We start from the raw sequence: 26,169 nt of genomic DNA, 5'->3' as shown, positions 1-26,169 counted from the left end.
GGCGCCCCCCCCCCGCCCCGCGGGGGGGGGGGGGGGGGGGGCCCCGCGGCTTGGGGGCCGGGGCCCCCGCCCCCGCCGCGCCCCCCCCCCCCCCCGGCGGGGGGCGGGGGCCTCGGCCGTCACGCGGGGGTCAGGCGTCCAGCTTCTGGGCCTCGCGCTCGGCCCGTTCCTGCTTCTTCGAGGCGATCAGGCTGGTCACCGTGGTGACGGCCAGCACGACCACGATGACGCCCAGCGAGAGCGGGATGCCGATCTCCGGCACGTTCGCGCCCGCCTCGTGCGCCGCGTGCAGCACCAGCTTCACGCCGATGAAGCCGAGGATCACCGACAGGCCGTACGACAGGTGGACCAGCTTCTTCAGCAGGCCGCCGATCAGGAAGTACAGCTGACGCAGGCCCATCAGGGCGAAGGCGTTGGCGGTGAAGACGATGTACGGGTCCTGGGTCAGGCCGAAGATCGCCGGGATGGAGTCCAGCGCGAACAGCACGTCCGTGGTGCCGATCGCCAGCATCACGATCAGCATCGGGGTCATCAGCCGGCGGCCGTTCTCCCGGATGAACAACTTCGTGCCGTGGTACGTGTCGGTGGACGGGAATCGCCGCTCGATCGACTTGAGCAGGCGGTTCTCCTCGAACTCGTCCTCCTCCTCGCCGGCCCGGGCCTCCTTGATCAGCTTCCAGGCGGTCCAGATCAGGAAGGCGCCGAAGATGAAGAACACCCAGGAGAACTGGGTGACCAGCGCCGCGCCGCCGGCGATGAAGACCGCCCGCAGCACCAGCGCGATGATCACACCGAACATCAGCACGCGCTGCTGGTAGATCCTCGGCACCGCGAACTTGCCCATGATCAGGATGAAGACGAACAGGTTGTCGACACTGAGCGACTTCTCGGTGATGTAACCGGCGAAGAACTCACCGGCCGGCTGCGCGCCGGAGTGCCACCAGAGGAACCCGCCGAAGATCAGCGCCAGCACGATCCAGACCGCGGTCCAGATCCCGGCCTCCTTGATCGAGACCTCGTGCGGCTTGCGCCCTCCGATGAAGAAGTCCGCCACGATCAGTGCGATCAGCACACCGATCGTGGTGACCCACATGGTTACGGAAACGTCCACTACTGCTCCTCCGGCAGGTAGGCGAGACAGTCATCGTCACTGCCGGAGGTCTCTTCCGCCCGTCGGGCCCGCTCTCGGGGCGTCCGCACGGACCAGCGCCCCGGGGCGCCACTCGTGGGCGCCCGTGATGACGGGGACAACTGCGGGGGAATACTCCCCTCCGCTGCCATCGAGAGTAACAGGAAGCCCAAGTAAAGGTAAAGAAGGTAAAGAACCGTCAGAGATGACGTCCGGGGCGCCCGTCAGGGATGCCGTCCGGGATGCCCGTCAGGGATGCCGTCAGAGGTACGGCTCGATCGCCGGCAGCAGGTCCTGGAAGGTCCGCCCCTTGGCCGGCGCGCCGATCGCCTGCATCTCCCAGCCGCCGGCCCCGTCACGGAACACCTTCGCCATGATCTGCCCGGTGTGCGGCCCTCCCCCGGCCAGCTCGTACCGGGCCAGCTCCTCGCCCGTGGTCTCGTCCACCAGCCGGCAGTGGGCGCCCTGCACCTCCGCGAAGGTCTGCCCGGTGTACGAGCTCACCGTGAACACCACCTGGGTGATGTGCGCCGGCACGTGCAGCAGGTCCACCAGGATCGCCTCGTCGTCCTCCGTGCCGGAGCCGCCCTCCAGGTTGTCCCCGGTGTGCCGGACGGAACCGTCCGTGCTCTCCAGGTGCTGGAAGAACACCACGTCGGACGGGGTCTTCTCGGCGTACAGGAGCGCCGACGCGTCCAGGTCGATCGTCCTGGTGCGGCTGCCGAACAGGCCCCGCTTCGGCGCGGCCTGCCAGCCGAGGCCCATCCGGACCACGGTCAACGCGCCGCCCGGCCCCTTCTGGAGACTGACCCGCTGGCCCTTGGCAAGGTTCACCGACACGGCGTTGTCCTCTCTACCCGGCCACGCGGTCGCTCCCCGCGCGGCGCCACGGTGGAACACCCCGTGCCGTCCCCCGGCTGAGGCCCCCTGTTGCTGTCGCACCACCCCGTCCCGAGGTCGATGCCGCAGGCCAGCCTAGGGCCTGCGGCACCCCGCACCTCCCGGCGGTCGCCGCATTGTGGCAAGGCTGAGACACCGCCGGGCTTGACCGGTGTCACACCGGCCCGGCCCGGCGGCCGCCTCGACCCGCCTCAGACCCCCGTCGGCCCCCGTCGGCCCCCCTCGGCCCCCGCTCAGGCCACGCCGGCCTCCCGCATCTGGCGCAGCTCCCGCTTCAGCTCCTTCACCTCGTCGCGCAGCCGGGCCGCGACCTCGAACTGGAGGTCGGCGGCGGCCGCGTGCATCCGGTCCGTCATCGACTGGATCAGCTCCGCCAGCTCGGCGGCCGGCAGGCTCTCGCCCTGCTTGCGCTCCATGCCCAGGGCCGGCACCGGGGCCTTGCCCTTCCCGGCGGCCCCGCGGTAGCCGGTGGAGAGCAGCTCGTCGGTGTCCACGTCCTCGCGGGCGAGGGTGTCCAGGATGTCGCCGATCTTCTTCCGCAGCGGCTGCGGGTCGATCCCGTGCTTCTTGTTGTACGCCTGCTGCACCACCCGGCGGCGGTTGGTCTCGTCGATCGCCTTCTCCATCGACGGGGTGATCCGGTCCGCGTACATGTGCACCTGGCCCGAGACGTTTCGGGCGGCCCGCCCGATCGTCTGGATCAGCGAGGTGCCGGAGCGCAGGAAGCCCTCCTTGTCCGCGTCCAGGATCGCCACCAGCGACACCTCGGGCAGGTCCAGGCCCTCGCGCAGCAGGTTGATGCCGACCAGCACGTCGTACCTGCCCGCGCGCAGCTCGCGCAGCAGCTCCACCCGGCGCAGGGTGTCCACGTCGCTGTGCAGGTACCGGACCCGGATGTCCAGGCCGAGCATGTAGTCGGTGAGGTCCTCGGCCATCTTCTTGGTCAGCGTGGTCACCAGGACGCGCTCGTCCCGCTCCACCCGCGTGCGGACCTCGTGCACCAGGTCGTCGATCTGGCCCTCGGTCGGCTTGACGATCACCTCCGGGTCGATCAGACCGGTCGGGCGGATGATCTGCTCGACCTGGCCGTCGCCGCGGGACAGCTCGTACGGGCCGGGCGTCGCCGACAGGTACACCGTCTGGTCGATCCGCCCCAGGAACTCCTCCCACTTCAGCGGGCGGTTGTCCATCGCGGAGGGCAGCCGGAAGCCGTGCTCCACCAGGGTGCGCTTGCGCGAGGCGTCACCCTCGTACATCGCGCCGATCTGCGGGACGGTGACGTGCGACTCGTCGATGACCAGGAGGAAGTCCTCCGGGAAGTAGTCGAGCAGGGTGTTCGGCGGGGAGCCGGGCTCGCGGCCGTCGAAGTGCATCGAGTAGTTCTCGACGCCCGAGCAGGTGCCGATCTGGCGCAGCATCTCGATGTCGTAGGTGGTGCGCATGCGCAGCCGCTGGGCCTCCAGCAGCTTGCCCTGCTTCTCCTGCCGGGCGAGCGTCTCCTCCAGCTCCTTCTCGATGCCGGTGATCGCCCGCTCCATGCGCTCCGGGCCGGCCACGTAGTGCGAGGCGGGGAAGACGTACACCGACTCGTCCTGGCTGATGATCTCGCCGGTGAGCGGGTGCAGGGTGTACAGCGCCTCGATCTCGTCGCCGAACATCTCGATCCGGACGGCCAGCTCCTCGTAGACCGGGAAGATCTCGATGGTGTCGCCGCGGACCCGGAAGGTGCCACGGGTGAACGCCACGTCGTTGCGGGCGTACTGGATGTCCACGAAACGGCGCAGCAGGACGTCCCGGTCGATCTCCTCGCCGACCTTGAGCGGGACCATCCGGTCCACGTACTCCTGCGGGGTGCCGAGGCCGTAGATGCAGGAGACGGAGGCGACCACGATCACGTCCCGCCTGGTCAGCAGCGAGTTGGTCGCCGAGTGCCGCAGCCGCTCGACCTCCTCGTTGATCGAGGAGTCCTTCTCGATGTAGGTGTCCGTCTGCGGGACGTACGCCTCGGGCTGGTAGTAGTCGTAGTACGAGACGAAGTACTCGACCGCGTTGTTCGGCAGCAGCTCGCGGAACTCGTTCGCCAGCTGGGCGGCCAGCGTCTTGTTCGGCGCCATCACCAGGGTGGGCCGCTGCAGCCGCTCGATCATCCAGGCCGTGGTGGCCGACTTCCCGGTACCGGTGGCACCGAGCAGGACGACGTCCTTCTCCCCGCCCTTGATCCGCCGCTCCAACTCGGCGATCGCCGCCGGCTGGTCCCCGTTCGGCTGGAAGGGACTGACGACCTCGAAGGGCGTCACTGACCGCTCAATACTCGTGATGGGTCGCACGAGTCCACCGTACGACCCACCACCGACAAGCGGTGCGGCTTCCTCAGGCCGCGTGCCCCTCGAACCTCATGGCGGGCTCGCGGGCCGGGTCGATGCGGACGACCGAGTCGAACGCGGCGGCGAGGCGTTCGATCAGCGGCAGGGTCGGATCGACACCGCTCTCCTCGATGCTCTCGACCGTCGCCTCGTCCAGCCCGGCCCGCTCCGCGAGTTCGGCGAGCGTCCAGCCGAGAGCGGATCGGCGGGCGTACACGGCCTCGGCCAGCGCCATCCGCCGCCCAGCCGCCCGGTACTGCTCGCTCTCCCGATGCTCCGGCGGCACGACCCACCGCGTGTGATAACCGCTGCTCACCGCTGCTCCTCCCGGTCGTAGACGTCGTGGTCGGCGGCGGGCAGATGCTCGGCCTCACCCGCCACCGGCCATGCGTCCCCCCTCTGCTCCGCTAGGGAGCAACGCCCGGCCGGGGCGGGGGTTACGGGGTCAGGTCTTCGCGCTGTCGCGGGCGAGGGCGACCAGGCGGGAGATGGCGCGGAGGTACTTCTTGCGGTAGCCGCCGCGGAGCATGTCGTCGGGGAAGACCTGGTCGAAGGGGAGGCCGGAGGCGGTGATGGGGAGCTCGCGGTCGTACATGCGGTCGGCGAGGACGACCAGGCGCAGGGCGGTGGACTGGTCGTCGACCTGGCGGACGCCGCGCAGGCAGACGGCGGTGACGTCGTCGAGCAGCGCGCCGTAGCGGCTGGGGTGGACCGCGGAGAGGTGGGCGAGGAGGGTGTCGAAGTCGTCCAGGGAGGCGCCGGGGGTGCGGGCGGCGACGGCGTCGACGGCCGCGTCGGGGTAGGGCGGCGGGGCGTCCGGGAGGCCGCGGTGGCGGTAGTCCTGGCCGTCGATCCGCATCGGGCGGAAGTGCGCGGACAGGCCCTGGATCTCGCGCAGGAAGTCGGCGGCGGCGAAGCGGCCCTCGCCGAGCTTCTCCGGCAGGGTGTTCGAGGTGGCGCAGAGCTTGACGCCGTTGTCGACGAGGCGGGTGAGCAGCGTGGAGACCAGGACGGTGTCGCCCGGGTCGTCGAGCTCGAACTCGTCGATGCACAGCAGCGTGTGCTCGGAGAGGGTCCGGACGGCCTGCTGGAAGCCGAGCGCACCGACCAGGTTGGTCAGCTCGACGAAGGTGCCGAAGGCCTTGGGGCCGGGGGCGGCGTGCCAGAGCGAGGCGAGCAGGTGGGTCTTGCCGACGCCGTAGCCGCCGTCGAGGTACACGCCGGCCGGGCCGGTGGGCGCCGGGGCGGAGCGGCGGAACCAGCTGCGCCTGGGCGCGGAACCGTTTCCCCCGCCGAGGGTGGTGGCGAACTGCTCCAGGACCTGGACGGCCTCGTACTGGCTGGGCTGGTTCGGGTCCGGAATGTACGTCCCGAAGCTCACGTCGGAGAACCGGGGCGGCGGGACCATCTCGGCGACCAGCCGCTCGGCGGGCACGACGGGGCGGCGGTCGGCGAGCGCGATCGGGGAGCCGGCCGCGCTCGCGGCGGCTATGGACTCGGTCGCGGTGTCGGGGCGGGGGGCTGCTGGCACGTTAGTAGAGGGTACGCCTGGTCCCAGGCCCCTCGGGACGGCGGCCGGTGGAAGACTGAGGGCATGCAACAGTTGATCAGCCCGCTGGGCGAGCCGGTCGCCGACCCGGCCTCGCTGGAGTCGCTCGCCGCCGTCTACGCGTACCCCGACCAGGTGAATCGGGGGCGGCCCTGGCTGCGCGCGAACATGGTGGCCGGTCTGGACGGCGGGGCGAGGCTGGAGGGCCTCTCGGAGGGCCTGTCCGGGGACGCCGACAAGCGGATCTTCGGTGTGCTGCGCGCGCTGTCGGACGTGGTGCTGGTGGGCGCGGAGACGGTCCGCGCGGAGGGCTACCGGCCGGCCCGGGCCCGGGCCGAGTTCGCGGCGGCGCGGGCGGCGGCCGGGCAGGCCCCGGCTCCGGCGATCGCGATCGTGAGCCGCTCGCTGACCCTGGACCTGACCGCGCCGCTGTTCACCGCCCCGCTGGTCAGGACGGTGGTGATCACCACCGCGGACGCGCCCGAGGAGCGCCGCCGGGCGGTCGCCGAGGTGGCCGACCTGGTGCTCGCCGGGGAGGGGTCGGTGGACCTGCGGGCGGGCGTGTCGGCGCTGGCGGAGCGGGGCTGGACGCGGTTGCTGAGCGAGGGCGGCCCGCGGCTGCTGGGACAGCTGGCGGCGGCGGGTCTGCTGGACGAGTTGTGCCTGTCGCTGGCTCCGCTGATCACGGGCGGCGACGCGCCGCGCATCATCCGCGATGCGCAAATGCCTGACGTGCAGCGGATGCGGCTGGTCTCATTGATCGAGCAGAAAGGATTCCTCTTCACCCGCTACCTGCGTCCGCCGACCCCGTGACCGACGGGTCGTGATCCCGTTAATGCGATGCCGGGGCCCGGGGGCCGGCCACTGGAAGGGACTCACGTGTTCAAGACGGTACTGATGATCGAAAAGGCTCTCTCCGACGCGGACGTGGAACTCGTCACCACGCTCCACAGCGACGAGAAGGTCTCCTTCGTCGTCCTGATGCAGCCGCGCGGCAAGCAGGACGAGCTGCTGCGGGCGCTGGACGACGTGGCGCTCGGCCACCTCGACAAGGTGGTGCACGAGCACGACGAGTCCGAGTCCGGGCCGACCGTGGCCACCGAGTCGCTCGAACACAGCCTGCGCCACCTGCGCGCGGCCGGGGCCGAGGCGGTCGGCGAGCTGGTCGAGGAGAAGCCGCTGGACCGGCTGCGGACGGCGGTCGAGGAGCACCGCGCGGACGAGGTGGTGGTGCTCACCTCACCGCACTTCGTGGAGGAGTTCTTCCACCGCGACTGGGCCTCCCAGGCCCGGCACAAGGTGGGGGTCCCGGTGCTGCGGCTGTTCGCCAGCGACTCCTAGGGATCCCGGCCGGTGGTGCAGAATCGTCCTTGCGGTCCGCCCGCGAGGACGATTCCCCATCCCGTCCGCCCGACCATTCCGCCCCCGCCCTACGGAGCCCCGCCTTGAACGACGCCGCGCACGACCTGCACGCCCCGCACTTCATCGGCATCGGCGGCGCCGGGATGTCCGGCCTGGCGAAGATCCTCGCGGTGCGCGGCGCCAGCGTCTCCGGCAGCGACTCCAAGGAGTCCGAGACCGTCCTCGCGCTGCGCGCCCTCGGCGCGACCGTGCACGTCGGCCACGCCGCCGAGCACGTGCCGGACGGCACCAGCAGCGTGGTGGTCTCCAGCGCGATCCGCGCCGACAACCCGGAGCTGGCCGCCGCCCACGAGCGCGGCATCCCGGTGGTGCACCGCTCCGACGCGCTGGCCGCCCTGATGGGCGGCCGCCGGGCGCTGGCGGTGGCCGGCACCCACGGCAAGACCACCACCACCAGCATGCTCGCCGTCGCCCTCGGCGAGCTGGGCCTGGACCCGTCCTACGCGATCGGCGGCGACCTCGACGCGCCCGGCTCCAACGCCCACCACGGCGCCGGCGAGATCTTCGTCGCCGAGGCCGACGAGAGCGACCGCAGCTTCCACAAGTACGCGCCCGAGGTGGCGATCGTGCTCAACGTGGAGCTGGACCACCACGCCAACTACGCCTCGATCGAGGAGATCTACGAGTCCTTCGAGACCTTCGTCGGCCGGATCACCCCCGGCGGCACCCTGGTGGTCTCCGCCGACCACGACGGCGCCCGCGAGCTGACCGCCCGGGTGGCCGGCCGCGAGGGCCTCACCGTGGTGACCGTCGGCGCCGCCGAGGACGCCGACGTCCGGGTCCGCTCGGTGGTCGCCCGCGGCATGACCAGCGAGGTCACCGTCGAGCTGGACGGCGCCGAGCTGTCCTTCACCGTCTCGGTGCCCGGCCGGCACTACGCGCACAACGCGGTCTCCGCGCTGGCCGCCGGCGTCGCGCTGGGCGTCCCGGCCGCCGACCTGGCCAAGGCCCTCGGCGCCTACACCGGCGTGCGGCGCCGCCTCCAGCTCAAGGGCGCAGCCGGCGGCGTCCAGGTGATCGACTCCTACGCCCACCACCCCACCGAGATGACCGCCGACCTGGAGGCGATCCGGGAGGGCCTGGAGGGCGAGGGCCGGGTACTGGTGGTCTTCCAGCCGCACCTGTTCAGCCGCACCCAGCAGCTCGCCGAGGAGATGGGCCAGGCCCTGGCGCTGGCCGACGCCTCGGTGGTGCTGGACATCTACCCGGCCCGCGAGGACCCGATCCCCGGCGTGACCAGCGAGCTGATCATCGACGCCGCCCACCGGGCCGGCGCCGACGTCACCGCCGAGCACTCCTTCGCCGCCGCCCCCGCCGTGCTGGCCGGCCTGGCCCGCCCCGGCGACCTGCTGCTCACCATGGGCGCCGGCGACGTCACCAACCTGGGCCCCGCCATCCTGGAGGAGATCCGGGGAAGCGTGCAGCACCTCTCGAACGTTGCCTCCAACGTCTGACGTACCCCGACCGGGAGCCGTGATGAGCTACGAGATCGAGAAGACCGAGGCCGAGTGGCGGGACGAGCTGAGCCCCGAGGAGTACCACGTGCTCCGCGAGGCGGGCACCGAGCGCCCGTTCACCGGTGAGTACACCGACACCAAGACCGTCGGCGTCTACGGCTGCCGGGCCTGCGGCGCGGAGCTGTTCAGCTCCGAGACCAAGTTCGACAGCCACTGCGGCTGGCCGTCGTACTACGCGCCGCTGGCCGGGGACCGGGTCCAGTACATCGAGGACACCACGCTCGGCATGCGCCGGGTCGAGGTGCGCTGCGCCCGCTGCGGCGGGCACCTGGGCCACGTCTTCGAGGGCGAGGGCTACGGCACGCCGACCGACCAGCGGTACTGCATCAACAGCGTCTCGCTGACGCTGAAGCCGGCCGAGTAGCGCCGGCCGGTCGCGCCGCGAGGGCCCGGGTTTCCGTACGGACGGACACCCGGGCCCTCGTCCGTCCCGGCCGCCAGGGCCCGAACCGCTCGGACCGCTCGGGTTCGGACCACTCAGAGCACCGGGGCTCAGGCCGTCGGGGCGAAGCGGACCGGGAGGTGGACCAGGGCCCGGTGGAACGGGCCGGGGCGCCAGAGCAGCTCCTCGGCCGGGGTGGCCAGTTCGAGGTCGCTGAGCCGGCTGGTCAGCTGCTCGATCGCGGTGATCGCGATCAGCAGCGCCGGGTCACGGGCCGGGCAGCCGTGCGGGCCGGCCGCCCAGGCCAGGTGGGCGCTCTCGCCGCTGCGCAGCTCGGTGCCGTCGGTGGGCGGCGCGGCCTGCGAGTTGGCGGCCGCGTAGGAGACCAGCACCAGGGTGCCGGCTGGGATCTCCCGGCCGTGGAAGGTGATGTCGTAGCGCGGGTAGTGGGCGGAGAGGTTGGCCAGCGGCGGCTCGTGCCAGAGCACCTCGTCGATCGCCTGGTAGGCGGTCATCGCGCCGCCGATGAGGGAGCCGGCGTAGCGGGCGTCGGTGAGCAGGCGCAGCAGGGCGTTGCCGATCAGGTTGGTGGTCGGCTCGTGCCCGGCGATCATGGTGAGGGTGATCTGCCGGATCACCTCGTCGTCCTCCAGCCCGGCCGGGTGGGTGACGAACCAGGAGGTGAGGTCGTGCCGGGGCCGCTCGCGCCGCTCGGCGACCATGGCGGTGACCACCGCGACGAGGTCCCCGTACGCGACGACGGCCTTCTCGGTGGACTCGATCATCCCGGCGATCCCGGCGACCAGCCGGGCGCTGTGCTCCTCGGGCACACCGAACCAGGTGGTGAGGACGAAGGCCGGCAGCTGGCGGGCGTACTCGGCGATCAGGTCGGCGGTGCCGGCCGCCTCGAAGCGGTCGACCAGTTGGTGGGCGACCTCGGCGACCCGGCGCTGGAGCCGGTGCGGTTCGAGCAGGGCGAGGCCGTCGGTGATCACCGCGCGGTAGCGCGCGTGCACCTCGCCGTCGCTGAACAGGGCGGTCGGGCGGTAGCCGAGCACCGGCAGCAGCGGGTTGTCGGGGGCGACGGTGCGCTGCCAGGCGCGGGAGTCCTTGGAGAAGGTGTCGGTGTCGCGCAGCAGGTCCAGGGCGGCCTGGTAGTCGGTGACCAGCAGGGCCTCGACGCCGGGCGCGATCTCCACCGGGGCGACGGCCCCGTAGCGGCGCAGCCGGTCGTAGACCAGCTGCGGGTCGGCGGCGAAGACCGGGCCGTAGATCGGGGTCGGGCGGGTGTCGGTGGTCACGGGCGCTCCTCGGCGGCGGAGGCGGCAGGGACGGTCGCTACCTGGTCTGCGGGGTCGGGGGCGTCCGCGGGGGCGGCGGGCAGGCCGTCGAGGACGTGCTCGGCCAGCGCGATCAGCGCGTCCAGGCTGGCGCCGCGCTCGCGGGCGTCGCAGAGCAGCAGCGGGGTGGTGGGGTGCAGGTCCAGGTGGGCGCGCAGCACCTCGATCGAGTGGACCGGCGCGTCCGGGAAGCAGTTGACGGCGACGGCGTAGGGCAGGCCCTGCTCCTCGACCATGTCCATGATCTCGAAGGAGTCGGCGAGCCGGCGGGTGTCGGCGAGCACCAGCGCGCCGAGGGCGCCGCGGGCGATGTCCTGCCAGAGCGGGAAGAAGCGGCGCTGGCCGGGGGTACCGAACATGTAGAGCACGAGGTTGCCGGGCAGGGTCAGCCGGCCGAAGTCGACGGCGACCGTGGTGGTGGCCTTCTCGGGCAGGCCGGCCAGGTCGTCCACCGGCCGTCCGGTCTCGGTCATCGCCTCCTCGGTGTGCAGGGTGGCGATCTCGGAGAGGGTGCGGATGAGCGTCGTCTTGCCGACCCCGAACGGGCCGGCCACCACCAGCTTCATCAGCGTCTGGTCCCGGTCGGGCAGGTAGCCCACCCGGCTCGGCCGGTCGGCCGGGCTACCGGAGCGCACGGAGTCCAACGAGGAGCCTCTCGACGATGGAGCGGTCGGTCTGCTGGGCGCGCGGGATCGGCGCGCGGGCGCGCAGGCAGCCCGCCTCGACCAGATCGGCCGCGAGGAAGACGGTGGCGCTGACCGGCAGGCACAGGTGCGCGGCGGCTTCCACCACGGTCAGCGCGCCGGGGCGCAGCAGTTCCCAGAGCCGCTGGTGTTCGGGTTCCAGCTCGCGGGGCGGTTCGGTGCGGTCCGCGAACAGCACGGTGAGCCGGTCGAAGCCGGCGGTGCCGGGGCGGCTGCGGCCGCCGGTGGCCAGGTAGGCGGGCACCATCCGCCTGCGGGGTACGGCGGTCATGATCGGACGGTGGTGTCCTGCTGCCGGCTCGGACTCGCGAGGGCACGGCCCAGGGCGGCGACCTGCACCTGCATCTGGTAGGCCACGTTGCCGAGTTGGGCCTCCGGGGAGGTGAACACGGCGAGCGAGGTGTTCTCCCCGGCCGGGACGACGACGGCGTAGCCGAGGTCGGACTCGACGACGGTCTGGGCCAGCCGGGGCCGTTCGGTGTCGGTGAAGGCGCTGGTGAACGCGCGGGCGGCGGCGTGCACGGTGGCGGTCATCGCGGCGACCCGCTCGGCGGAGGCGCGGTCGAGCCCGTCGGAGGCTCCCTCGACGAGGCCGTCACCGGTGGCGATGACCGCGTGCAGCACCCCCGGCAGCTCCAGCAGCGGGGTCAGCACCCACGAGATCTCGTCGGTGGTGGTCGGGCTGGGCGTGCTGGTCACTGCTCGGCTCCTTCGGGGGTCGGGGCGGGCGGACGGACGGTGGTGCGGGCACCGGTGTCGCGGGCGGCCGCGGTCGGGCCGCTCCCGCCGGTCGGGCTGGATTCGCCGGTCGTGTTGGTCCCGGCGGCCGGGCTGGTCCCGGCGGTCGTGCTGGACTCGCCGGTCGTGCTGGTCCCGCGGGCGGCCTGTGCCACGGCGGCGCGGCCGGAGTCGGTGCCCTCCTGGAGCGCCTGCCAGTGGGCGGCAGCGCGCTCGGGCGTCCGCTCGGGGGCCCGGGCGGGCGGCTCGGCCGGTACGGCGGACGGCCTGGCGGCGGGCTCGGGGGCGCCGGGGCCGTCGGCGGTGACCGGTCGGCGGCGCCGCCGGCTGGGCAGGCCGGTGCCGTCGTCGACCGGGTCGGCGGGGCCGGCCGGCGCGTCGGGCACCGCGTGGATGGCGGGCGCGGGGTGCGGGCCCGGCTGGTTGTGCCGGTCGGCGAGCGGGGGCGGCCCGTCGCCCTCGTCGGCGTCGCGCATCGGCGGGACGGCCTGGACGGTGGGCGCGGGGGCCGGGCCGGCGCCGGCCCGCAGCGGCAGCGGGGTGAGCACCGACAGCGGCTGCTCGTCGTCGACGACGGTCACCAGCGCGGCCGGGATGCGCAGGATGGTGCGCATCCCGCCGTACGGCGAGGGCTCGATGTGGCAGGAGAAGCCGTACTGGCGGGCCAGTTTGCCGATCACCGCGAAGCCGGTCTTGGGCGGGTTGCCGAGTTCGGTGAGCAGGACGTCGGGCGGGCCTGCCAGCAGTCGGCGGGCCCGGCGCAGCTGGTCGTCGTCCATGCCGATGCCGCTGTCGTCGATGATCACCAGCGCGCCACGGCCGCCCTGCTGGACGGTGACCGGGATGTCGGTCTCCGGGTGCGAGTAGGCGGAGGCGTTGGCGAGGAGTTCGGCGACGGTGATGGCCAGCGGCTCGGCGGCCCGGGCGACCACGGCGAGCCGCTGCTCGCGCAGGTGGTTGGCGACCTTGATCCGGGCGTAGCCGGGCACCCGGGAGAGCGCGCCGACCACCACTTCGGCGAGCGGCGAGTCGGTGCGGGCCAGGCCGGGCCAGGCTTCGCAGAGCACGGCGACGGTCTGGATCCGGCGCAGCGCGACCTCGTTGCGGAAGTCGACCTCCAGCAGCCGGGGGTCGTCGTTGTCGTGCTGGAGCTGCTGGACCAGGCTCTGGATCTGGTAGAGCAGCGTCTGGATCCGGGAGGTGGCGCCGCGCATGGCGGCGCGGGCGGCGGCGTCGACGCGTTCGCGCTCGTCGGTGAGGGCGGCGGAGGCGGCGTCCAGGACGGACTGCAGCGCCCGGACGGCCTCGGGGCCGACGGCCTGCGAGTCCAGCGGGCCGACCAGCGGGGCGTTGGCGTGGCTGAGCCGGACGGCGGTGGCGGCCACCCGTTCCTGGGCGAGGTGGCCGATCTCGGCGAGCAGGGCGGCGGTGTGCTCCTCGGCGACGGTGAGCCGCCGTTCGGCCTCCCCGGCCCGGGTGCTCGCGGCGGCGGCCCGCTGGTCGGTCTCCCGGGTGGCGTCCTCGGCGGTGCGGGCGCGGCTCTCGGCCTCCCGGGTGCGCTCCTCGGCGGCCCGGTAGCGGCTCTCGGCGTGGTGGGTCTCCTCGGTGGCGCGCCGGGCGGCCTCCTGCGCCTCGCGCAGTTGCTGCTCGGCGCGGGCCAGCCGGCCTTCGGCGGCGCGGGCGCGTTCCTCGCCGTGGCCGCGGGCGGTCTCGGCGGCGACCGCCCGGGTGAGGGCCCGGGCCCGGCCGCGGGCGAGCACGCCCGCCGTCGCGGCGGCGACCAGCGCCAGGGCGATCAGCGCAATCTGCGCGATCTGCGTCATCGAAGTCCTCGGGAGTCCTCTGGGGGTCCTGGCTGGTCGGCTGCTGCCGGGCCGGGGGCCGGTGGTGGTCCGGCCCGGGCGCGGCGGGCGGTCAGTCCCGGGCGGTCAGTCCCGGGCGGCGGCGCGCGGGCGCGGGCTGCGGGCGGCGTCCTCGGCCAGTTCGCGGGCCACCTGGGCGACCTGGCCCATGGCCTCCAGGACGTTCGGCACCTCGGTGCCGTCCAGGTGCCGGTACTCGGCGGCGACGGTGAGCACCAGCCGCTCGGGCAGGCCGAGTTCGGGGTGGCGCTGCTCGGCGATCACCCGTCGGGCGGCGTCCAGCGCGGGGATCCCGGCGGTGTGCAGGGCGTGCGCGCGCTCCCGGACGTACGTCAGGTAGGCGATGTGGTGGCGGACGCCGTCGCGGTCGAGCACGGGGCCGTGGCCGGGGACGAAGATCTCGGCGCCGGTGGCCAGGATCCGCTCGCAGGCGGTGATCACGTTCTCCAGCGGGCCGGCCCAGTGCACCGGGTGGTCGCCGGGGTACTCGGGGGTCGAGCCGAAGATCACGTCGCCGGTGAAGACGGCGCGCTGGTACGGGAGGTGGACGATCAGGTCGCCGCTGGTGTGGGCGGCGGGCAGGCCGGTCACCTGCACCGGGTACTCCCCCACCCGCAGTTCCAGCTCGCCGGTGAAGACGGTGTCCGGGTGCACGGGGTCGGTGGCGGACCAGTCGAACCGTCCGAAGTGCTCTCTGAGGTAGCCGCCGAGCGGGGAGTCCGGGTCGCCGCCGACGACGAGGGCGTGCTGCTGCTGCGGGGTGGGCTCGTAGTGGATGTGCTCCAGCGCCTCGCGGGTGGAGATCACCTCGGCGTCCGGGACGACTCCGGCGCCCCACAGGTGGTCGCCGTTGGCGTGGGTGACGATCACCCGGTCGACCTCGACCCCGGCCGGCAGCAGGCGGCGGCTGGCGGCGAGGAACTCCCCGGCCAGGGTGGGGTCGTAGGGGGTGTCGATCCAGAGCGCGGTCTTCGCCGAGGCCAGCAGCCCGCAGTTGGCCAGGCCCCAGCCCCGCTTCGGGGGGAGCCACACGTACAGGTCCTCGGCAATCGCGCTCACGTTCGCACGGTTGATCGTCATGTGCGCGATTATGCCCAAAGCGTGTCAGGGGCGGGGCAAAACCTGTACGGCCGCCAGGAGTTACTGCCCCAGACTCTCCCGAGCTGTCCGGTTTCGCCCCCTGTGGTCGAGACCAATCGTCTCAACCGTCGGGACGACCCGTGGACACCTCGCCCCGGAATCCCGACGGGACGTCGGACCGGGGCGCGGGCAGGGTGCGGCAGACCTCGACCGTGACGTCGACGGTGTCCAGGCCTATCACCCGCCCCTCCACCGCGACGAATCCTTTCTCCCCCGAGCGGAAGAGCGCCGCCAGCGGGGAGTTGCGGCTCGCCGCGGTCAACGCCTCCACCGCCATCGCGGAGCCGAAGGCGAACACCCCGCAGAGCACAACGCAGGGCGCCTGCCGGGGCGTGCGGGTCACGAAGATGAAACCGTGGTCGCGGATCAGTTCCCCGGCCGGGTTGTACAGCGCCTCGAAGGTCATTGCGCCCCACCGGGCACGGGCCTCGTCCGGGTACTCGATGGCGAAATCCGGGAACACCGCGTCCAGCACGCCGCCGGAATAGGAGTTGACGCTCGGGCCCCCGATCGAGAACGTCGGCATCCGCGGATCCTGCGCACCGGCCACCACCAGTTCGATCGTCGCCTTCCGGTTGACCTTCCGCAGCAGGTCGGTGAGCCCCGCTATCGCCCTGGCCTCGGCCATCGGCATGAACAGCACGTTCTTCGGCCCGCGGCTGGTCAGCTGGCAGCCGTCCGTGGTGAAGGCGAACTCCGCGACCTCGATGCTCGGCGTGATGATCTGCACCCGGCTGTACGGCGCCAGCAGCGCCCGCAGGAAGCCGTAGCGCAGGAACAGTCTGGTCCGGGCGAGGGAGCGGGCCGCGAGGAAGCCGATCACGGCCGGAACCGATGCGATGAACACCTGGAGCAGGATCTCCATATCATCCCCACGGAGAAAGACTCGACCACGAACTGTGTGCCCTGGTTAAGTCCCCTCCGTGGCCGGAAATACCCCCCTCGCGGCAATTCCGACCATCAGGATTGCCACACCCGGCGTCACTTCAAGCGCTTGATCCCCTTGCGCTCCCCGGCGCACCGCTCGTACCCCAGCCACGCGTTGATCGCGAGCATCGGCGCATTGGTCTCGTCGTTGGAGGTGTACGCGCGCCGGTAGCCCGCCCCGGCCGCCAGGCGCAGCGACTCCAGCTTGGCCAGCTTGCTCAGCCCGCGCCCGCGGAACTCCCGGCGGCAGGCGGTGAACGCGGACCAGTAGCGGTCCACCCCGTCGGTCTGCGCCATGCTGAACGCGGCCGGTTCGCCGTCCACCACGGCGACGACGGTCAGTGCCCGGTCCAGGTCCGGCCGGGCCCAGTCGCCCCGCAGCCAGTCCTCGTACTCCAGGGCGTCCATCGGCACCTCGCCGGGCTCGTCCCGGACGGCGTCCGCCTCGACCAGGAACAGCGGGCGCGGGTCGGCCGCCCAGTCGGCGGCCGGGCGCAGCTCGACGCCGGCCGGCCGTACGGGCGCCTGCGGCAGCGGCAGCGCCAAGTCCCGTCCGCCGAACTGCGCCGCGCGCCCGAGCTCGTAGCCCCGGGCGGTGGCGAAGGCCAGCGAGGCGGGCTCGTCGTCCAGCCAGGTGTGCAGCTCGCTCACCCCGTGCCCGGCCAGGTGCCGTTCGGCCGCGGCCAGCAGCGCGGTCGCCGCGCCGCGCCGCCGGAACCGCGGCAGCACGCTGCCGTTGGCGTACCCGACGCCGGCGGTCGTCGTCCCGAGCACCGCCGCACAGCGCACCGCGCCGACCACCCGGCCGTCCAGCTCGGCGACGAAGGTGCGGAAGTGCTCGCCCGGGCTCTGCCGGCCGTTCATCCAGAGCAGGGCCTCGGAGGTCATCACCAGGTGCTCGCGCCCGGCCCGGTGGGCGGCGGCCACGGCCTCGGCGTCGTCGGGGCGGAAGTCACGGATCGTCAAAGAAGTCATGGGTTCCCACGCTAGCCCCGCCCGCCCGTCCGGCGCCTGCGAATTTTCCCTCGCCGGTGCGCCTCACCTGCGGCAACGGCCCCGGCTCGGGACCAAAGTCCCTCACCCCCGCGGCGGCAAGCTCAAATAATGCTCTGAGAAGACCGGGCGGGGCTTGGCAGCCGCCCCACCCGGGGACATCCTCAGCAACACGGCCGCGCGGTCCTGGCGACGAAGCCCGCACCACCCGACGGCCTCCCCACCCGGCCCTCCGAAAGGGGGCGAACCGATGACCTCCCCTGCCCTGGACCTGCCCGGCTCCGCCACCCCGGCGCGGGGCGGCGCACCCCGCCTCGGCGTCGGCCTCGGCTGGCGCAGCGAGATCGACACCGTCGTCGAACGCCAACCCGGCCTGGACTGGGTCGAGGTGGTCGCCGAGAACATCTGCGCCGACCACCTGCCCGAGTCCCTGACGGTCCTGCTCGCCCGCGGCGTCACCGTCATCCCGCACGGCGTGGCGCTCGGCCTCGGCGGCGCCGACCTGCCCGACCCCGCCCGGCTCGCCAAGCTCGCCGGGGCGGCGCTCGCCCTCGGCTCCCCGCTGGTCACCGAGCACCTGGCGTTCGTCCGGGCCGGCGGCCTGGAGGCCGGCCACCTGCTGCCCGTCCCCCGCACCCGGGACTCGCTGCGGGTGATCGCCGAGAACGTCCGGATCGCCCAGGACCAGCTCCCGGTGCCGCTCGCGCTGGAGAACATCGCCGCCCAGCTGGCCTGGCCCGACGACGAGCTGACCGAGGGGCAGTTCCTCGCCGAACTGGTCGAGCGGACCGGCGTCCGGCTGCTGATCGACGTCGCCAACCTGCACACCAACCGGGTCAACCTCGGCATCGACCCGGCCGCCGAACTGGACCGCCTGCCGCTGGAGGCGCTCGCCTACGTCCACATCGCCGGCGGCACCCTGGTCGACGGCGTCTGGCACGACACCCACGCCCACCCCGTCACCGAACCGGTGCTGGAGGTCCTGGCCGAACTCTGCGCACGGGTCGCACCACCCGGCGTCCTGCTGGAACGGGACGCCGCCTTCCCGCCGCCCAGCGAGCTGGCCGGCGAACTGGACGCCATCCGCCGGGTGCTGGAGGGGAGCACCCCGCGGACGGCCCCACCGGCCCCCCGCACCGAGCCCCGGGAGACCGCGGCGGGCGCGTGCCCGAGCGGCACCCGCGCCCGGCTGGCGCGGCGCCAGGAGGACCTGCTCGCCGCCCTGGTGGCCGGCGGGCCCGTCCCGCCCGGCTTCGACCCGGGCCAGGTCCGCGCCCAGTCCACCGGCCTGGCCACCAAACGGCGGGACACCGTCGCCAAGGTGGCCCCCGAACTGCCCCGCCTGCTCGGCCGACCGTACGGGCCGCTGTTCCTCGACTACGCCCGCCGGCACCCGCAGACCGGCGGCTACCGCACCGACGCCCGGGCCTTCGCCGCCTGGGCACTCGCCGACGGCGGCCCGCTCGCCGCCGACCACCGCCGGGCCCTGGAGCAGTGGCTCCACCCTGCCGCCGAGCGGCCGCCCGGCGCGTTCGCCCGCCTGCGCCGAGCCCTGCGGCACTGAGCAGGCACTGAGCAGGCGCTGAGCAGGCGCTGAGCACCCGTCTTCACCGCACACCTTCGGGGGGAACCCGCCCATGTGGCACAACACCTACTTCGTCATCCCCGCCGTCCTGCTGGTGGCGGCCTCGCTGTACGCGTCCCGGACCAAGCATCGGGTCGGCCACGTCGCACACGTCCGGGGCCTGCCGGGCCGCGGCCTGCCGCTGATGGACACCGCCTTCCTGTCCGGCGGCCCCGGCCGGGTCTTCGACACCGCCCTGATCCGGATGCACCTCTCCGAGCGGGCCGTGATCAGCCGCGCCGGCCTGGTCACCCTCACCGGGCACAAGCCGTACGACGCCGTCGACCAGGCCGTCCTGGACGCCGTCGGCCCGGGCGGCAGCCGTGAACTCGCCCCGCTGCGCCGGGCCGTGATGCGCTCCGCCGCCGTGCAGGAGATCGGCAACCGGCTCGCCGACCGCGGCCTGATGCGCCGCCCCGAGCGGCTGCGGCGGGCCCGCACCGCCCGGCGGCTGCTCTGGCTCGCGCTGCTCGGCGTCGCCGTCTCGACCGTCCTCGCCCACGTGCTGGACGACGGCGGCGCCGGCTCCGACCGCCCCGCGCCGTGGGTCCCGGTGGTGCTCCTGGTCTTCGGCGGGATGAGCCTGCTCGTCACCTGGCCGGTCAAGGGCCGGATCACCCCGGCCGGGCGGCGCCAGCTCTCCCTGATGAAGGTCGGCACGCCGTGGACGCCGAGCGCCGGCCTGTCGCCGAAGACGACCGGCGGCGTGCTGCTGGGCGCCCTCGCGCTCGGCGGGCTGGCCGCCGCCGGGCTGGAGGACGACGAGCTGCAGTCCGCGATGCTGGCCGCGGCCGCCCAGGACGAGGCGATGAAGTCGGCCGCCGCGAGCTCCTACGCCGCCTCCTCCTCGACGGGCTCCTCCAGCAGCTTTCCCCCCAGCTCGTGCAGCTCGTCCGGGTCCTCCTGCGGGGGCTCCACGGCCTGGTGCGGCTCCTCCCACTCCGGCTCCTCCGGCTGCGGGGGAAGCAGTAGCAGCTGCGGATCCTCGTCCTCCAGCTGCGGCTCCGGCTCCAGCAGTTGCGGCTCCTCCTCGTCGAGCTGCGGGTCGTCCTCGTCCAGTTGCGGGTCGTCCTCGTCGAGCTGCGGTGGCGGCGGCGGCTGCGGCTCCTGACGTCACAGTTCGGTATCGCGGTCCGGGAAGCCGTTCCCCGCGCCGTCGGCCCAGGCATACAACAAGCCCATGTGGTTGCTGTTCCTGATACCGGCGTGCGTCGCGGCGGTCCTCTCGTGTCTCCGGCTCGTCCGGACGACCGCCACCGCCGACGCCCTGGCCGAGGCGGACGGCCTGCGCCCGCCCGAGGCCGTCGGGATCGGGCTGTACGAGACGGCCTACCTGGCCGGCGGCCCGGACCGGGTGGTCGAACTCGCCCTCGTCCTGATGGCCGGCCGGGGCCGGCTGCACCTGGCGCACACCGGCTGGACGACGGTGGTCGACCCCCGGGGCCGCAGCCGCCTGGAACGCGCGGTCATCGTCACCGTCGGCCCCGACGGCCAGTGCCGCACCGACGGGCTGCGCCAGGCGATGGCCGAGCACCCGACCGTCCTGGAGATCGGCGCCCGGCTCTCGCTGGCCGGCCTGGCCACCCCGGCCCTGGTCCAGCGCAGCACCGTCCTGGTGGTCCGGCAGGTGCGGCACGCACTGCTGCTGACGCTCCTCCTGCTGGCCGCCGCGCTGGCCCTCACCGGCTTCACCGGCGGTGACACCGTCGCCCCGCTCGCCTGGTTCTCGCTGCCGCTGGTGCTCACCTCGGGCACCCTGCTGATGGCCCGGGTCGACGTCTACCCCTACACCCGCTGGGCGTCCCCGGTCGGCCAGGAGGTGCTGCGCGAGGTCCGCCCGGCCCGCCAGCACGGCCTCGCCGACGACGAGGAGCGCGAACTGCTCACCGCCGTCGCCATGAACGGCCCCGCCGTCCTCCCCGACCCCCGCCTGCGCGCCGCCCTCCGCCCCCACCGGACGTGACACGCGAAACGGGGCCCGCCGAAGCGGACCCCGTTCACCGATCCCGCGGAACTCAGGCCAGGCCGTTGAGCAGCTCGCTGACCGGCTTGCGGCGGCCGGTGAAGAACGGCACCTCCTCGCGGACGTGCAGCCGGGCCCGGGAGGGGCGCAGGTCGCGCATCAGGTCGACGATGCGGTGCAGCTCGTCCGCCTCGAAGGCGAGCAGCCACTCGTAGTCGCCGAGCGCGAACGAGGCCACCGTGTTGGCCCGCACGTCCGGGTAGCCGCGGGCCATCTGGCCGTGCTCGGAGAGCATCGCGCGCCGCTCGGCGTCCGGCAGCAGGTACCACTCGTAGGAGCGGACGAACGGGTACACGCAGACGTAGTCGCGCGCGCGCTCGTCGGCGAGGAACGCCGGGATGTGCGACTTGTTGAACTCGGCGGGGCGGTGCAGCGCCATGTTGGACCAGACCGGCTCCAGCTGGCGGCCGAGGCCCGTGCGGCGGAAGCGGTTGTACGCCTCCTGCAAGTCGTCCGAGTCCTCGGCGTGCCACCAGACCATGAGGTCGGCGTCCGCGCGCAGACCGGACACGTCGTACGTGCCGCGCACCGTGACGTCCTTCGCGGCCAGCTGGGCGAACAGCTCGTCCACCTCGGCGGCCAGCGCCGTGCGGTCCTCGGGCAGCGTGCCCTTGAGCTTGAACACCGACCACATGGTGTAGCGGATGACCTGGTTCAGGTCGCGCGCCTTCTTCTTCTCGGGCTGCTGCTCCGGCTGCCGCTCAACGGTCTCAGTCATGCGCCCATTGTCCTCTCCGTGGAACCTTCCCCGGTTGCCGGGGTCAACAGTTTGTCGAGGGCCGCCACCGCGGCGGCCGCCGAGCCGATGCAGGCCGGGATGCCGACCCCGTCGTACGCGGCGCCGCACAGCGCCAGTCCCCCCACCCCGGCGGCCGCCGCCCGGATCCGGGCCACCCGGTCCAGGTGGCCCACCGGGTACTGCGGCAGGCCCGCCCGGAAGCGCGCGACGGCGGTGTCGTACGGCCGGGCGGTCAGGCCGATCGCCTCCCCGAGGTCCGCCAGCGAGCGGGCCACCAGCTCCTCGTCCGGCAGCTCCAGCGCCTCCTCCTCGCGGTAGCGGCCCAGCGAGGTGCGCAGCAGGAACGCGTCCGGGGCGGAACGCTCCAGCCAGCCCCACTTGTTGGAGGAGAAGGTCGACGCCTTGATCCGCCGCCCGTCCACCGGCGGCACCAGGAACCCGCTGCCGGCCGGCGGCTCCGCCAGGTCGGCCCGGCGGAACGCCAGGGTCACCAGCGCCATGCCCGCGTACTCGACGGCGTCCAGCTCGGCGGCCGCCGCCGGCGCGTCCGCGCGCAGCAGCCGGGCCGCGGCCGGCGCCGGGACGGCCAGCACCACGGCGTCCGCGTGCAGCACCTCGCCGCCGCCGGTCACCACCCGCCAGCCCCCGGGGGTGCGGCGCAGCCCGTCCACCGCCGTACCGGTGCGCAGGTCCACACCCGCCTTCCGGCAGGCGGCCGCGACGGCCTCCGGCAGGGTGCCGAGCCCGCCGCGCAGGCCCTGGAACACCGGGGTGCCGACCACCTTCGGCCGCGAGGCCAGCTCGTGCACCCCGTCGACCAGCGAGCCGCCGCCCCGCGCGATCGCCAGCAGCTGCGGCACGGCGGCGCGCAGCGAGATCTCCTCGGCCCGCCCGGCGTAGACGCCGCCCAGCAGCGGCTCGACCAGCCGGTCCACCACCTCCTGGCCCAGCCGGTCGGCGACGTAGCGGCCGATCGCCACGTCGTCCCCGACCTCGGTGGCGCCCTCGTGCCGGGCCCGCTCCAGCCCCTCGGCGGTGAGCACCCCGGAGGCCGCCAGCGCGTCCAGATCGCCCGGGACGCCCATCACCTGCCCGCCCGGCAGCGGGCGCAGCGCGCCCCGCGTCCAGATCGAGGCCTTCGCGGTGGTCGGCGGCTCCAACTCCTCGCCCAGCCCGACCGCCCGGGCCAGCTCCACCGCCTCCGGCCGCCGCGCGAGCATCGACTCGGCCCCCAGGTCCACCCGGACCCCGCCGACCTCGCCGCCCCGCAGCTTCCCGCCGACCCGCTCCGACGCCTCCAGCAGCGTCACCCGCGCCCGCACCGGCCCCCCGGCGGCCCCGCTCAGAAAAGCGGCCGCAGCCAGCCCCGCGATCCCACCACCGACGACGACGACCTGTGCATCCGACATGCCTCGCAGTCTCGCAGGTCTTTACACCGGGCCCTCAATCCGCTGCACGCCGCCCGCTCGGCACCAGCGCGTCCAGATCGATCGTGATCGGGAACGGCACCCGGCGTTCGAGCTTGCCGCGGAAGATCCCGGCCGGGACGTAGGAGGACGTCGCCGGCTCCAGCTCGAAGACGTGCGCGACCGGCAGGCCGTCCTCCTCCTCGACGATCCAGCAGTGCGGGATCCCGGCCTCGGCGTACTTGCGGACCTTGACCGTACGGTCGCGGTGCGCGGACTCCGGGGAGACGACCTCGACCACGAGCGGGACCTCGCCGGGCGCGAACCAGGTCCGATCGGGGTCGAAGTCCGCGTCGGTGACCAGCACATCCGACTCCAGGCGGCTGCGCCGGTCCAGCGTGATCGTCATGCCCCCGGTCGCCCGCTGCCCGGCCGGCACCAGCCCGTCCAGTGCTGCGGTCAGCTGCGACCCGACATGGCTGTGCCAGAACGACTGGGGCCTGCTGCGGAACACCAGGGCGCCGTCGATGAGTTCGGTGTGCTTGGGCGCATCGGGCAGGTGGTCGAGGTCCTCGGCGAACCAGCCTTCGACTCGGGGTGCGTACATCCACTCCGGCAGCTCATCCATGGCCCCAACGTAGCGGATCGGGCACGCCCCGTAAGGTTCGGTCCATGGAACCGATCGTGGTGAGTGCGTGTCTGGCCGGGGTGCCGTGTCGGTACGACGGGCGGGCGAAGACCTCGCCGGACGTGGTGGGGCTGGTCGAGGCGGGGCGGGCGGTGGTGGTGTGCCCGGAGGGGGCGGGCGGGCTGCCGACCCCGCGCCCGCCGGCGGAGATCCTGGGCGGGGACGGGGCGGACGTGCTGGACGGGCGGGCCCGGGTGGTGGACGCGACGGGCGCGGACTGTACGGCGGAGTTCGTGGCCGGGGCCCGGGCGGCGCTGGCGGCGGCCGAGGCCGCGGGGGCGCGGCGGGCGGTGCTGATGGCGCGCAGCCCGTCCTGCGGCTGCGAGCGGGTGTACGACGGGACGTTCACCGGGGAGCTGCGCCCCGGGGACGGGGTGACGGCGGCGCTGCTGCGGCGGGCGGGCATCGAGGTTGTCCGGTCCGCTGCCGAGCTGTGATCGAGTCGCGACCTTCCGGCGGGGTCCGCCCGGGGCGTTCCTTCGTCCAATGGGGAGATCTCACAACGGACTTGGGGAGGGCTTCGGAATGGGGAGACGGGCAGGGGCGGGGGCGCTGGCGGTAGCGACCGCGGGCGTGCTGCTGGTCGGGGCGTGCAGCGCAGGCGGTGCGGACCGGGCGGGGGAGGCGGCGAAGGCGGACGCCGTCGCCCCGGCGGCACCGGCGGCCGCGCCGAGCGCCGCCGGGACGGCGCCGGCGGCGGGGGCGAGTGCCCAGCCGGTCGCGGACAACCGGCTGATCGCGTACACCGCGCAGTTGACGCTGCGGACCGGGGACGTCGCCCAGGTGCTGGCGAAGGCCCGGGAGTTGACGGCGGCCGCGGGCGGCTACGTCGCCGCCGAGTCGGTCTCCGGCGCGGTGGAGGGCGGGCCGGGGAGCACGGCGGGGGGCGAGGCGGGCGGCCAGCTGACGCTGAGGATCCCCTCCGCCGCCTACCAGCAGACGCTGGACCAGCTGGCCGCGCTGGGCCAGGTGGTGTCCCGTAGGAGCCAGGCGGACGACCTGACCCAGCAGGTCGCGGACGTGGCGAGCCGGGTGCAGACCCAGCAGGCGAGCGTGGAGCGGGTGCGGGCCCTGATGGGGCAGGCGAAGTCGCTGAGCGAGGTGACCACGCTGGAGGCCGAGTTGAGCCGCCGGGAGGCCGATCTGGAGTCGCTGCAGAAGCAGCAGAAGGAGCTGGCCGGCAAGACCTCGCTCTCGACCGTCACGCTGGACGTGCGCCGTGCGGCCGCCTCGCCGACGCCCACCCCGGGACCGCCGAAGGGTGGCGGCGAGGGCTTCGGGGCGTCGGTCGGCTCCGCGCTGGGCGGCGGCTGGCACGTACTGGTGGCGATCGTGCGCGCCCTGGCGGTGGGGCTCGCGGCGGTGGCGCCGTTCCTGCTGGTGCTGGGCGTCCCGGGGGCGCTGCTGTACCGGCTGTGGCGCCGGCGCCGCCCGGCGGCCGCGCCGCCCCCGGAGTCCGGCCCGCAGGAAGAGCCCGCGGAGGACTGAACGAGGACTGGGCGAGGACTGAACACGGCGGGCTCCCTCCCGGCCGGGAGGGAGCCCGCCGCCGGGGTCAGCGGGCGCTGGCCTCGTGGACGAAGGCGACGAGACGGGAGAGGGCGTCCGGGTCCATGGACGGCAGGACGCCGTGGCCGAGGTTGAAGATGTGGCCGCTGGTGCCGAGGGCCTGGGCGGCGTGCAGCACCTCGCGGGCCTTGGTCTCGACGACCTTGGTGGGGGCGAACAGCACGGCCGGGTCGAGGTTGCCCTGGAGACCCTTGCCGGGGCCGACCCGCTCGGCCGCGACGTTCAGCGGCACCCGCCAGTCGACGCCGACGATGTCCGCGCCGGCCTGGCCCATCAGGCCGAGGAGCTCGCCGGTGCCGACGCCGAAGTGGATCCGCGGCACGCCGTAGGAGGCGACGGCGTCGAAGACCTTGGTGCTGGACGGCATGACCGAGCGGCGGTAGTCGTCGGGGGCGAGCGAGCCGACCCAGGAGTCGAAGAGCTGGACGGCCGAGGCGCCGGCCTCGATCTGCACCTTCAGGAAGGTGGAGGTGATGTCGGCGAGCCGGTCGACCAGGGCGGCCCACAGCTCGGGCTGCCCGTACATCATGGCCTTGGTGTGCTCGTGGTTCTTGGACGGGCCGCCCTCGACCAGGTAGCTGGCCAGCGTGTAGGGGGCGCCGGCGAAGCCGATCAGCGGGGTCTCGCCGAGTTCGTCCACCAGCAGGCCGACGGCCTCGGTGATGTAGGGGACGTCGTCGGGCTCCAGCGGGCGCAGCCGCTTGAGGTCCTCGGCGGTGCGGATCGGGTCGGCGATGACCGGGCCGACGTTGGGCTTGATCTCGACGTCGATGCCGACGGCCTTGAGCGGCACCACGATGTCGCTGAAGAAGATCGCCGCGTCCACCTTGTGCCGGCGGACCGGCTGGAGGGTGATCTCCTTGACCAGCTCGGGCCGCATGCAGGACTCCAGCATGGGGATGCCCTCGCGGACCTTCAGGTACTCCGGCAGCGAGCGGCCGGCCTGGCGCATGAACCACACCGGGGTGTGCGGCACGGGCTCGTGCCGGCAGGCGCGCAGGAACGCGGAGTCGTGCGCGGCGCCGCGGCGCGCGGGGGTGGGCCGGCCGTCGGGGGTGGCCGCCGTGGTGTCTGCCGTAGTCTCGCTCACGGTCCAAATCTTCGCATGCGCCTCGGGGCGCTCTTCCCGGCCGGTCTCGTCGGTTCCTCCAAGA

Annotated in this window: 26 protein-coding genes; 9 read left to right on the top strand and 17 right to left on the bottom strand. The window is 73.7% G+C overall.

What is annotated here, in order from left to right; genetic code table 11:
* Positions 1 to 130: 130 nt before the first annotated feature.
* The 5 genes from ACFV6D_RS20150 to zapE all read right to left on the bottom strand — a co-directional run bounded on the left by ACFV6D_RS20150 (position 131) and on the right by zapE (position 5,884).
* Complete coding sequence (locus ACFV6D_RS20150) at positions 131 to 1,111, bottom strand: TerC family protein (protein ID WP_063349498.1); 981 nt, start codon at positions 1,109 to 1,111, stop codon at positions 131 to 133.
* Positions 1,112 to 1,390: 279 nt separating this feature from the next.
* On the bottom strand, positions 1,391 to 1,969 hold the full coding sequence (locus ACFV6D_RS20145; protein WP_063349497.1) for a TerD family protein: 579 nt from the start codon (positions 1,967 to 1,969) through the stop codon (positions 1,391 to 1,393).
* 293 nt (positions 1,970 to 2,262) lie between these two features.
* Complete coding sequence (gene uvrB / locus ACFV6D_RS20140; protein ID WP_063349496.1) at positions 2,263 to 4,356, bottom strand: excinuclease ABC subunit UvrB; 2,094 nt, start codon at positions 4,354 to 4,356, stop codon at positions 2,263 to 2,265.
* 43 nt (positions 4,357 to 4,399) lie between these two features.
* Positions 4,400 to 4,708: a helix-turn-helix domain-containing protein gene (locus ACFV6D_RS20135; protein WP_380343844.1), complete on the bottom strand. Its 309-nt coding sequence runs from the start codon at positions 4,706 to 4,708 to the stop codon at positions 4,400 to 4,402.
* Between the two features lie 129 nt (positions 4,709 to 4,837).
* The gene (gene zapE / locus ACFV6D_RS20130; RefSeq protein WP_380376808.1) at positions 4,838 to 5,884 is read right to left on the bottom strand and encodes a cell division protein ZapE; all 1,047 of its coding nucleotides are present in this window, start codon (positions 5,882 to 5,884) and stop codon (positions 4,838 to 4,840) included.
* Between the two features lie 102 nt (positions 5,885 to 5,986).
* On the opposite strand from zapE, the gene ACFV6D_RS20125 reads away from it, so the two are divergent.
* The 4 genes from ACFV6D_RS20125 (at position 5,987) to msrB (ending at position 9,244) form a co-directional block, all read left to right on the top strand.
* Complete coding sequence (locus tag ACFV6D_RS20125; RefSeq protein WP_380427841.1) at positions 5,987 to 6,754, top strand: pyrimidine reductase family protein; 768 nt, start codon at positions 5,987 to 5,989, stop codon at positions 6,752 to 6,754.
* Between the two features lie 66 nt (positions 6,755 to 6,820).
* A complete protein-coding gene (locus ACFV6D_RS20120) occupies positions 6,821 to 7,282 on the top strand; it encodes an indole-3-glycerol phosphate synthase (RefSeq protein ID WP_107452931.1) in 462 nt (153 codons plus the stop codon).
* Between the two features lie 104 nt (positions 7,283 to 7,386).
* The gene (murC, locus tag ACFV6D_RS20115; protein ID WP_380343849.1) at positions 7,387 to 8,817 is read left to right on the top strand and encodes a UDP-N-acetylmuramate--L-alanine ligase; all 1,431 of its coding nucleotides are present in this window, start codon (positions 7,387 to 7,389) and stop codon (positions 8,815 to 8,817) included.
* Positions 8,818 to 8,839: 22 nt separating this feature from the next.
* Positions 8,840 to 9,244: a peptide-methionine (R)-S-oxide reductase MsrB gene (msrB, locus tag ACFV6D_RS20110; RefSeq protein WP_063349491.1), complete on the top strand. Its 405-nt coding sequence runs from the start codon at positions 8,840 to 8,842 to the stop codon at positions 9,242 to 9,244.
* A gap of 128 nt (positions 9,245 to 9,372) precedes the next feature.
* Here the strand turns inward: msrB and ACFV6D_RS20105 are convergent, their stop codons facing one another.
* The 8 genes from ACFV6D_RS20105 to ACFV6D_RS20070 form a co-directional block, all read right to left on the bottom strand.
* Positions 9,373 to 10,563, bottom strand: coding sequence for a cytochrome P450 (locus ACFV6D_RS20105; RefSeq protein ID WP_380427221.1), 1,191 nt, complete (start codon positions 10,561 to 10,563; stop codon positions 9,373 to 9,375).
* Positions 10,560 to 11,168, bottom strand: a complete 609-nt coding sequence (locus ACFV6D_RS20100; RefSeq protein WP_380343892.1) for an ATP/GTP-binding protein — start codon at positions 11,166 to 11,168, stop codon at positions 10,560 to 10,562. The genes ACFV6D_RS20105 and ACFV6D_RS20100 overlap by 4 nt, the downstream gene beginning before the upstream one ends.
* A 55-nt stretch (positions 11,169 to 11,223) precedes the next feature.
* Complete coding sequence (locus ACFV6D_RS20095) at positions 11,224 to 11,577, bottom strand: DUF742 domain-containing protein (RefSeq protein WP_063349488.1); 354 nt, start codon at positions 11,575 to 11,577, stop codon at positions 11,224 to 11,226.
* Positions 11,574 to 12,005 carry a roadblock/LC7 domain-containing protein gene (locus ACFV6D_RS20090; protein ID WP_363368868.1) on the bottom strand — a complete coding sequence of 144 codons (432 nt, stop codon included), beginning with the start codon at positions 12,003 to 12,005 and terminating at the stop codon, positions 11,574 to 11,576. The genes ACFV6D_RS20095 and ACFV6D_RS20090 overlap by 4 nt, the downstream gene beginning before the upstream one ends.
* The gene (locus ACFV6D_RS20085) at positions 12,002 to 13,867 is read right to left on the bottom strand and encodes an ATP-binding protein (RefSeq protein ID WP_380560637.1); all 1,866 of its coding nucleotides are present in this window, start codon (positions 13,865 to 13,867) and stop codon (positions 12,002 to 12,004) included. The genes ACFV6D_RS20090 and ACFV6D_RS20085 overlap by 4 nt, the downstream gene beginning before the upstream one ends.
* Positions 13,868 to 13,972: 105 nt before the next feature.
* On the bottom strand, positions 13,973 to 14,986 hold the full coding sequence (locus ACFV6D_RS20080; RefSeq protein ID WP_380560636.1) for an MBL fold metallo-hydrolase: 1,014 nt from the start codon (positions 14,984 to 14,986) through the stop codon (positions 13,973 to 13,975).
* 121 nt (positions 14,987 to 15,107) lie between these two features.
* The gene (locus ACFV6D_RS20075; RefSeq protein WP_063349484.1) at positions 15,108 to 15,911 is read right to left on the bottom strand and encodes a hypothetical protein; all 804 of its coding nucleotides are present in this window, start codon (positions 15,909 to 15,911) and stop codon (positions 15,108 to 15,110) included.
* A gap of 116 nt (positions 15,912 to 16,027) precedes the next feature.
* Positions 16,028 to 16,948, bottom strand: coding sequence for a GNAT family N-acetyltransferase (locus ACFV6D_RS20070; RefSeq protein ID WP_380560635.1), 921 nt, complete (start codon positions 16,946 to 16,948; stop codon positions 16,028 to 16,030).
* A gap of 268 nt (positions 16,949 to 17,216) precedes the next feature.
* Between ACFV6D_RS20070 and ACFV6D_RS20065 the strand changes: the two genes are divergently transcribed.
* The 3 genes from ACFV6D_RS20065 to ACFV6D_RS20055 all read left to right on the top strand — a co-directional run bounded on the left by ACFV6D_RS20065 (position 17,217) and on the right by ACFV6D_RS20055 (position 20,553).
* Positions 17,217 to 18,530 (top strand): DUF692 domain-containing protein, encoded by a 1,314-nt coding sequence (locus ACFV6D_RS20065; protein WP_380560634.1) that lies wholly within the window; start codon positions 17,217 to 17,219, stop codon positions 18,528 to 18,530.
* A gap of 73 nt (positions 18,531 to 18,603) precedes the next feature.
* Positions 18,604 to 19,701, top strand: coding sequence for a TIGR04222 domain-containing membrane protein (locus ACFV6D_RS20060; protein WP_380343866.1), 1,098 nt, complete (start codon positions 18,604 to 18,606; stop codon positions 19,699 to 19,701).
* A 69-nt stretch (positions 19,702 to 19,770) separates the two neighbouring features.
* Positions 19,771 to 20,553 (top strand): TIGR04222 domain-containing membrane protein, encoded by a 783-nt coding sequence (locus tag ACFV6D_RS20055; RefSeq protein ID WP_380376780.1) that lies wholly within the window; start codon positions 19,771 to 19,773, stop codon positions 20,551 to 20,553.
* A gap of 52 nt (positions 20,554 to 20,605) precedes the next feature.
* On the opposite strand, the gene hemQ is transcribed toward ACFV6D_RS20055, so the two are convergent.
* From hemQ to ACFV6D_RS20040, 3 genes are read right to left on the bottom strand one after another with little or no spacing between them, the layout of a single operon-like run.
* Positions 20,606 to 21,331 (bottom strand): hydrogen peroxide-dependent heme synthase, encoded by a 726-nt coding sequence (gene hemQ, locus ACFV6D_RS20050; RefSeq protein ID WP_063349479.1) that lies wholly within the window; start codon positions 21,329 to 21,331, stop codon positions 20,606 to 20,608.
* On the bottom strand, positions 21,328 to 22,761 hold the full coding sequence (hemG, locus tag ACFV6D_RS20045) for a protoporphyrinogen oxidase (RefSeq protein ID WP_380560633.1): 1,434 nt from the start codon (positions 22,759 to 22,761) through the stop codon (positions 21,328 to 21,330). Before hemG ends, hemQ begins: the two co-directional genes overlap by 4 nt.
* Positions 22,762 to 22,795: 34 nt before the next feature.
* A complete protein-coding gene (locus tag ACFV6D_RS20040) occupies positions 22,796 to 23,386 on the bottom strand; it encodes a Uma2 family endonuclease (RefSeq protein WP_380491379.1) in 591 nt (196 codons plus the stop codon).
* Positions 23,387 to 23,430: 44 nt separating this feature from the next.
* On the opposite strand from ACFV6D_RS20040, the gene ACFV6D_RS20035 reads away from it, so the two are divergent.
* Together ACFV6D_RS20035 and ACFV6D_RS20030 are read left to right on the top strand one after the other, a co-directional pair.
* Positions 23,431 to 23,883, top strand: coding sequence for a DUF523 domain-containing protein (locus ACFV6D_RS20035; protein WP_380560632.1), 453 nt, complete (start codon positions 23,431 to 23,433; stop codon positions 23,881 to 23,883).
* 88 nt (positions 23,884 to 23,971) lie between these two features.
* The gene (locus tag ACFV6D_RS20030; RefSeq protein ID WP_380560631.1) at positions 23,972 to 24,934 is read left to right on the top strand and encodes a DUF4349 domain-containing protein; all 963 of its coding nucleotides are present in this window, start codon (positions 23,972 to 23,974) and stop codon (positions 24,932 to 24,934) included.
* A 67-nt stretch (positions 24,935 to 25,001) separates the two neighbouring features.
* Here the strand turns inward: ACFV6D_RS20030 and hemE are convergent, their stop codons facing one another.
* A complete protein-coding gene (gene hemE / locus ACFV6D_RS20025) occupies positions 25,002 to 26,105 on the bottom strand; it encodes a uroporphyrinogen decarboxylase (protein ID WP_063349474.1) in 1,104 nt (367 codons plus the stop codon).
* Between the last annotated feature and the right edge of the window lie 64 nt (positions 26,106 to 26,169).

Origin of the sequence: Kitasatospora sp. NPDC059812, from assembly GCF_042732075.1 — a bacterium.
GTDB lineage: Bacteria > Actinomycetota > Actinomycetes > Streptomycetales > Streptomycetaceae > Kitasatospora.
The sequence above is the reverse complement of the archived record's forward strand: the minus strand, read 5'-3'. Positions and strand labels throughout refer to the sequence as shown.

Bases quoted from the DNA above. Each gene is read 5' to 3' on its own strand.
- ACFV6D_RS20040 (WP_380491379.1), bottom strand. From the start codon at position 23,386: ATGGATGAGCTGCCGGAGTGGATGTACGCACCCCGAGTCGAAGGCTGG.
- msrB (WP_063349491.1), top strand. From the start codon at position 8,840: ATGAGCTACGAGATCGAGAAGACCGAGGCCGAGTGGCGGGACGAGCTG.
- ACFV6D_RS20055 (WP_380376780.1), top strand. From the start codon at position 19,771: ATGTGGTTGCTGTTCCTGATACCGGCGTGCGTCGCGGCGGTCCTCTCG.
- ACFV6D_RS20100 (WP_380343892.1), bottom strand. From the start codon at position 11,168: ATGAAGCTGGTGGTGGCCGGCCCGTTCGGGGTCGGCAAGACGACGCTC.
- ACFV6D_RS20095 (WP_063349488.1), bottom strand. From the start codon at position 11,577: ATGACCGCCGTACCCCGCAGGCGGATGGTGCCCGCCTACCTGGCCACC.
- ACFV6D_RS20075 (WP_063349484.1), bottom strand. From the start codon at position 15,911: ATGGAGATCCTGCTCCAGGTGTTCATCGCATCGGTTCCGGCCGTGATC.
- ACFV6D_RS20080 (WP_380560636.1), bottom strand. From the start codon at position 14,986: ATGACGATCAACCGTGCGAACGTGAGCGCGATTGCCGAGGACCTGTAC.
- ACFV6D_RS20035 (WP_380560632.1), top strand. From the start codon at position 23,431: ATGGAACCGATCGTGGTGAGTGCGTGTCTGGCCGGGGTGCCGTGTCGG.
- ACFV6D_RS20125 (WP_380427841.1), top strand. From the start codon at position 5,987: ATGCAACAGTTGATCAGCCCGCTGGGCGAGCCGGTCGCCGACCCGGCC.
- ACFV6D_RS20065 (WP_380560634.1), top strand. From the start codon at position 17,217: ATGACCTCCCCTGCCCTGGACCTGCCCGGCTCCGCCACCCCGGCGCGG.
- ACFV6D_RS20070 (WP_380560635.1), bottom strand. From the start codon at position 16,948: ATGACTTCTTTGACGATCCGTGACTTCCGCCCCGACGACGCCGAGGCC.
- ACFV6D_RS20030 (WP_380560631.1), top strand. From the start codon at position 23,972: ATGGGGAGACGGGCAGGGGCGGGGGCGCTGGCGGTAGCGACCGCGGGC.
- ACFV6D_RS20060 (WP_380343866.1), top strand. From the start codon at position 18,604: ATGTGGCACAACACCTACTTCGTCATCCCCGCCGTCCTGCTGGTGGCG.
- ACFV6D_RS20085 (WP_380560637.1), bottom strand. From the start codon at position 13,867: ATGACGCAGATCGCGCAGATTGCGCTGATCGCCCTGGCGCTGGTCGCC.
- hemG (WP_380560633.1), bottom strand. From the start codon at position 22,761: ATGTCGGATGCACAGGTCGTCGTCGTCGGTGGTGGGATCGCGGGGCTG.
- hemQ (WP_063349479.1), bottom strand. From the start codon at position 21,331: ATGACTGAGACCGTTGAGCGGCAGCCGGAGCAGCAGCCCGAGAAGAAG.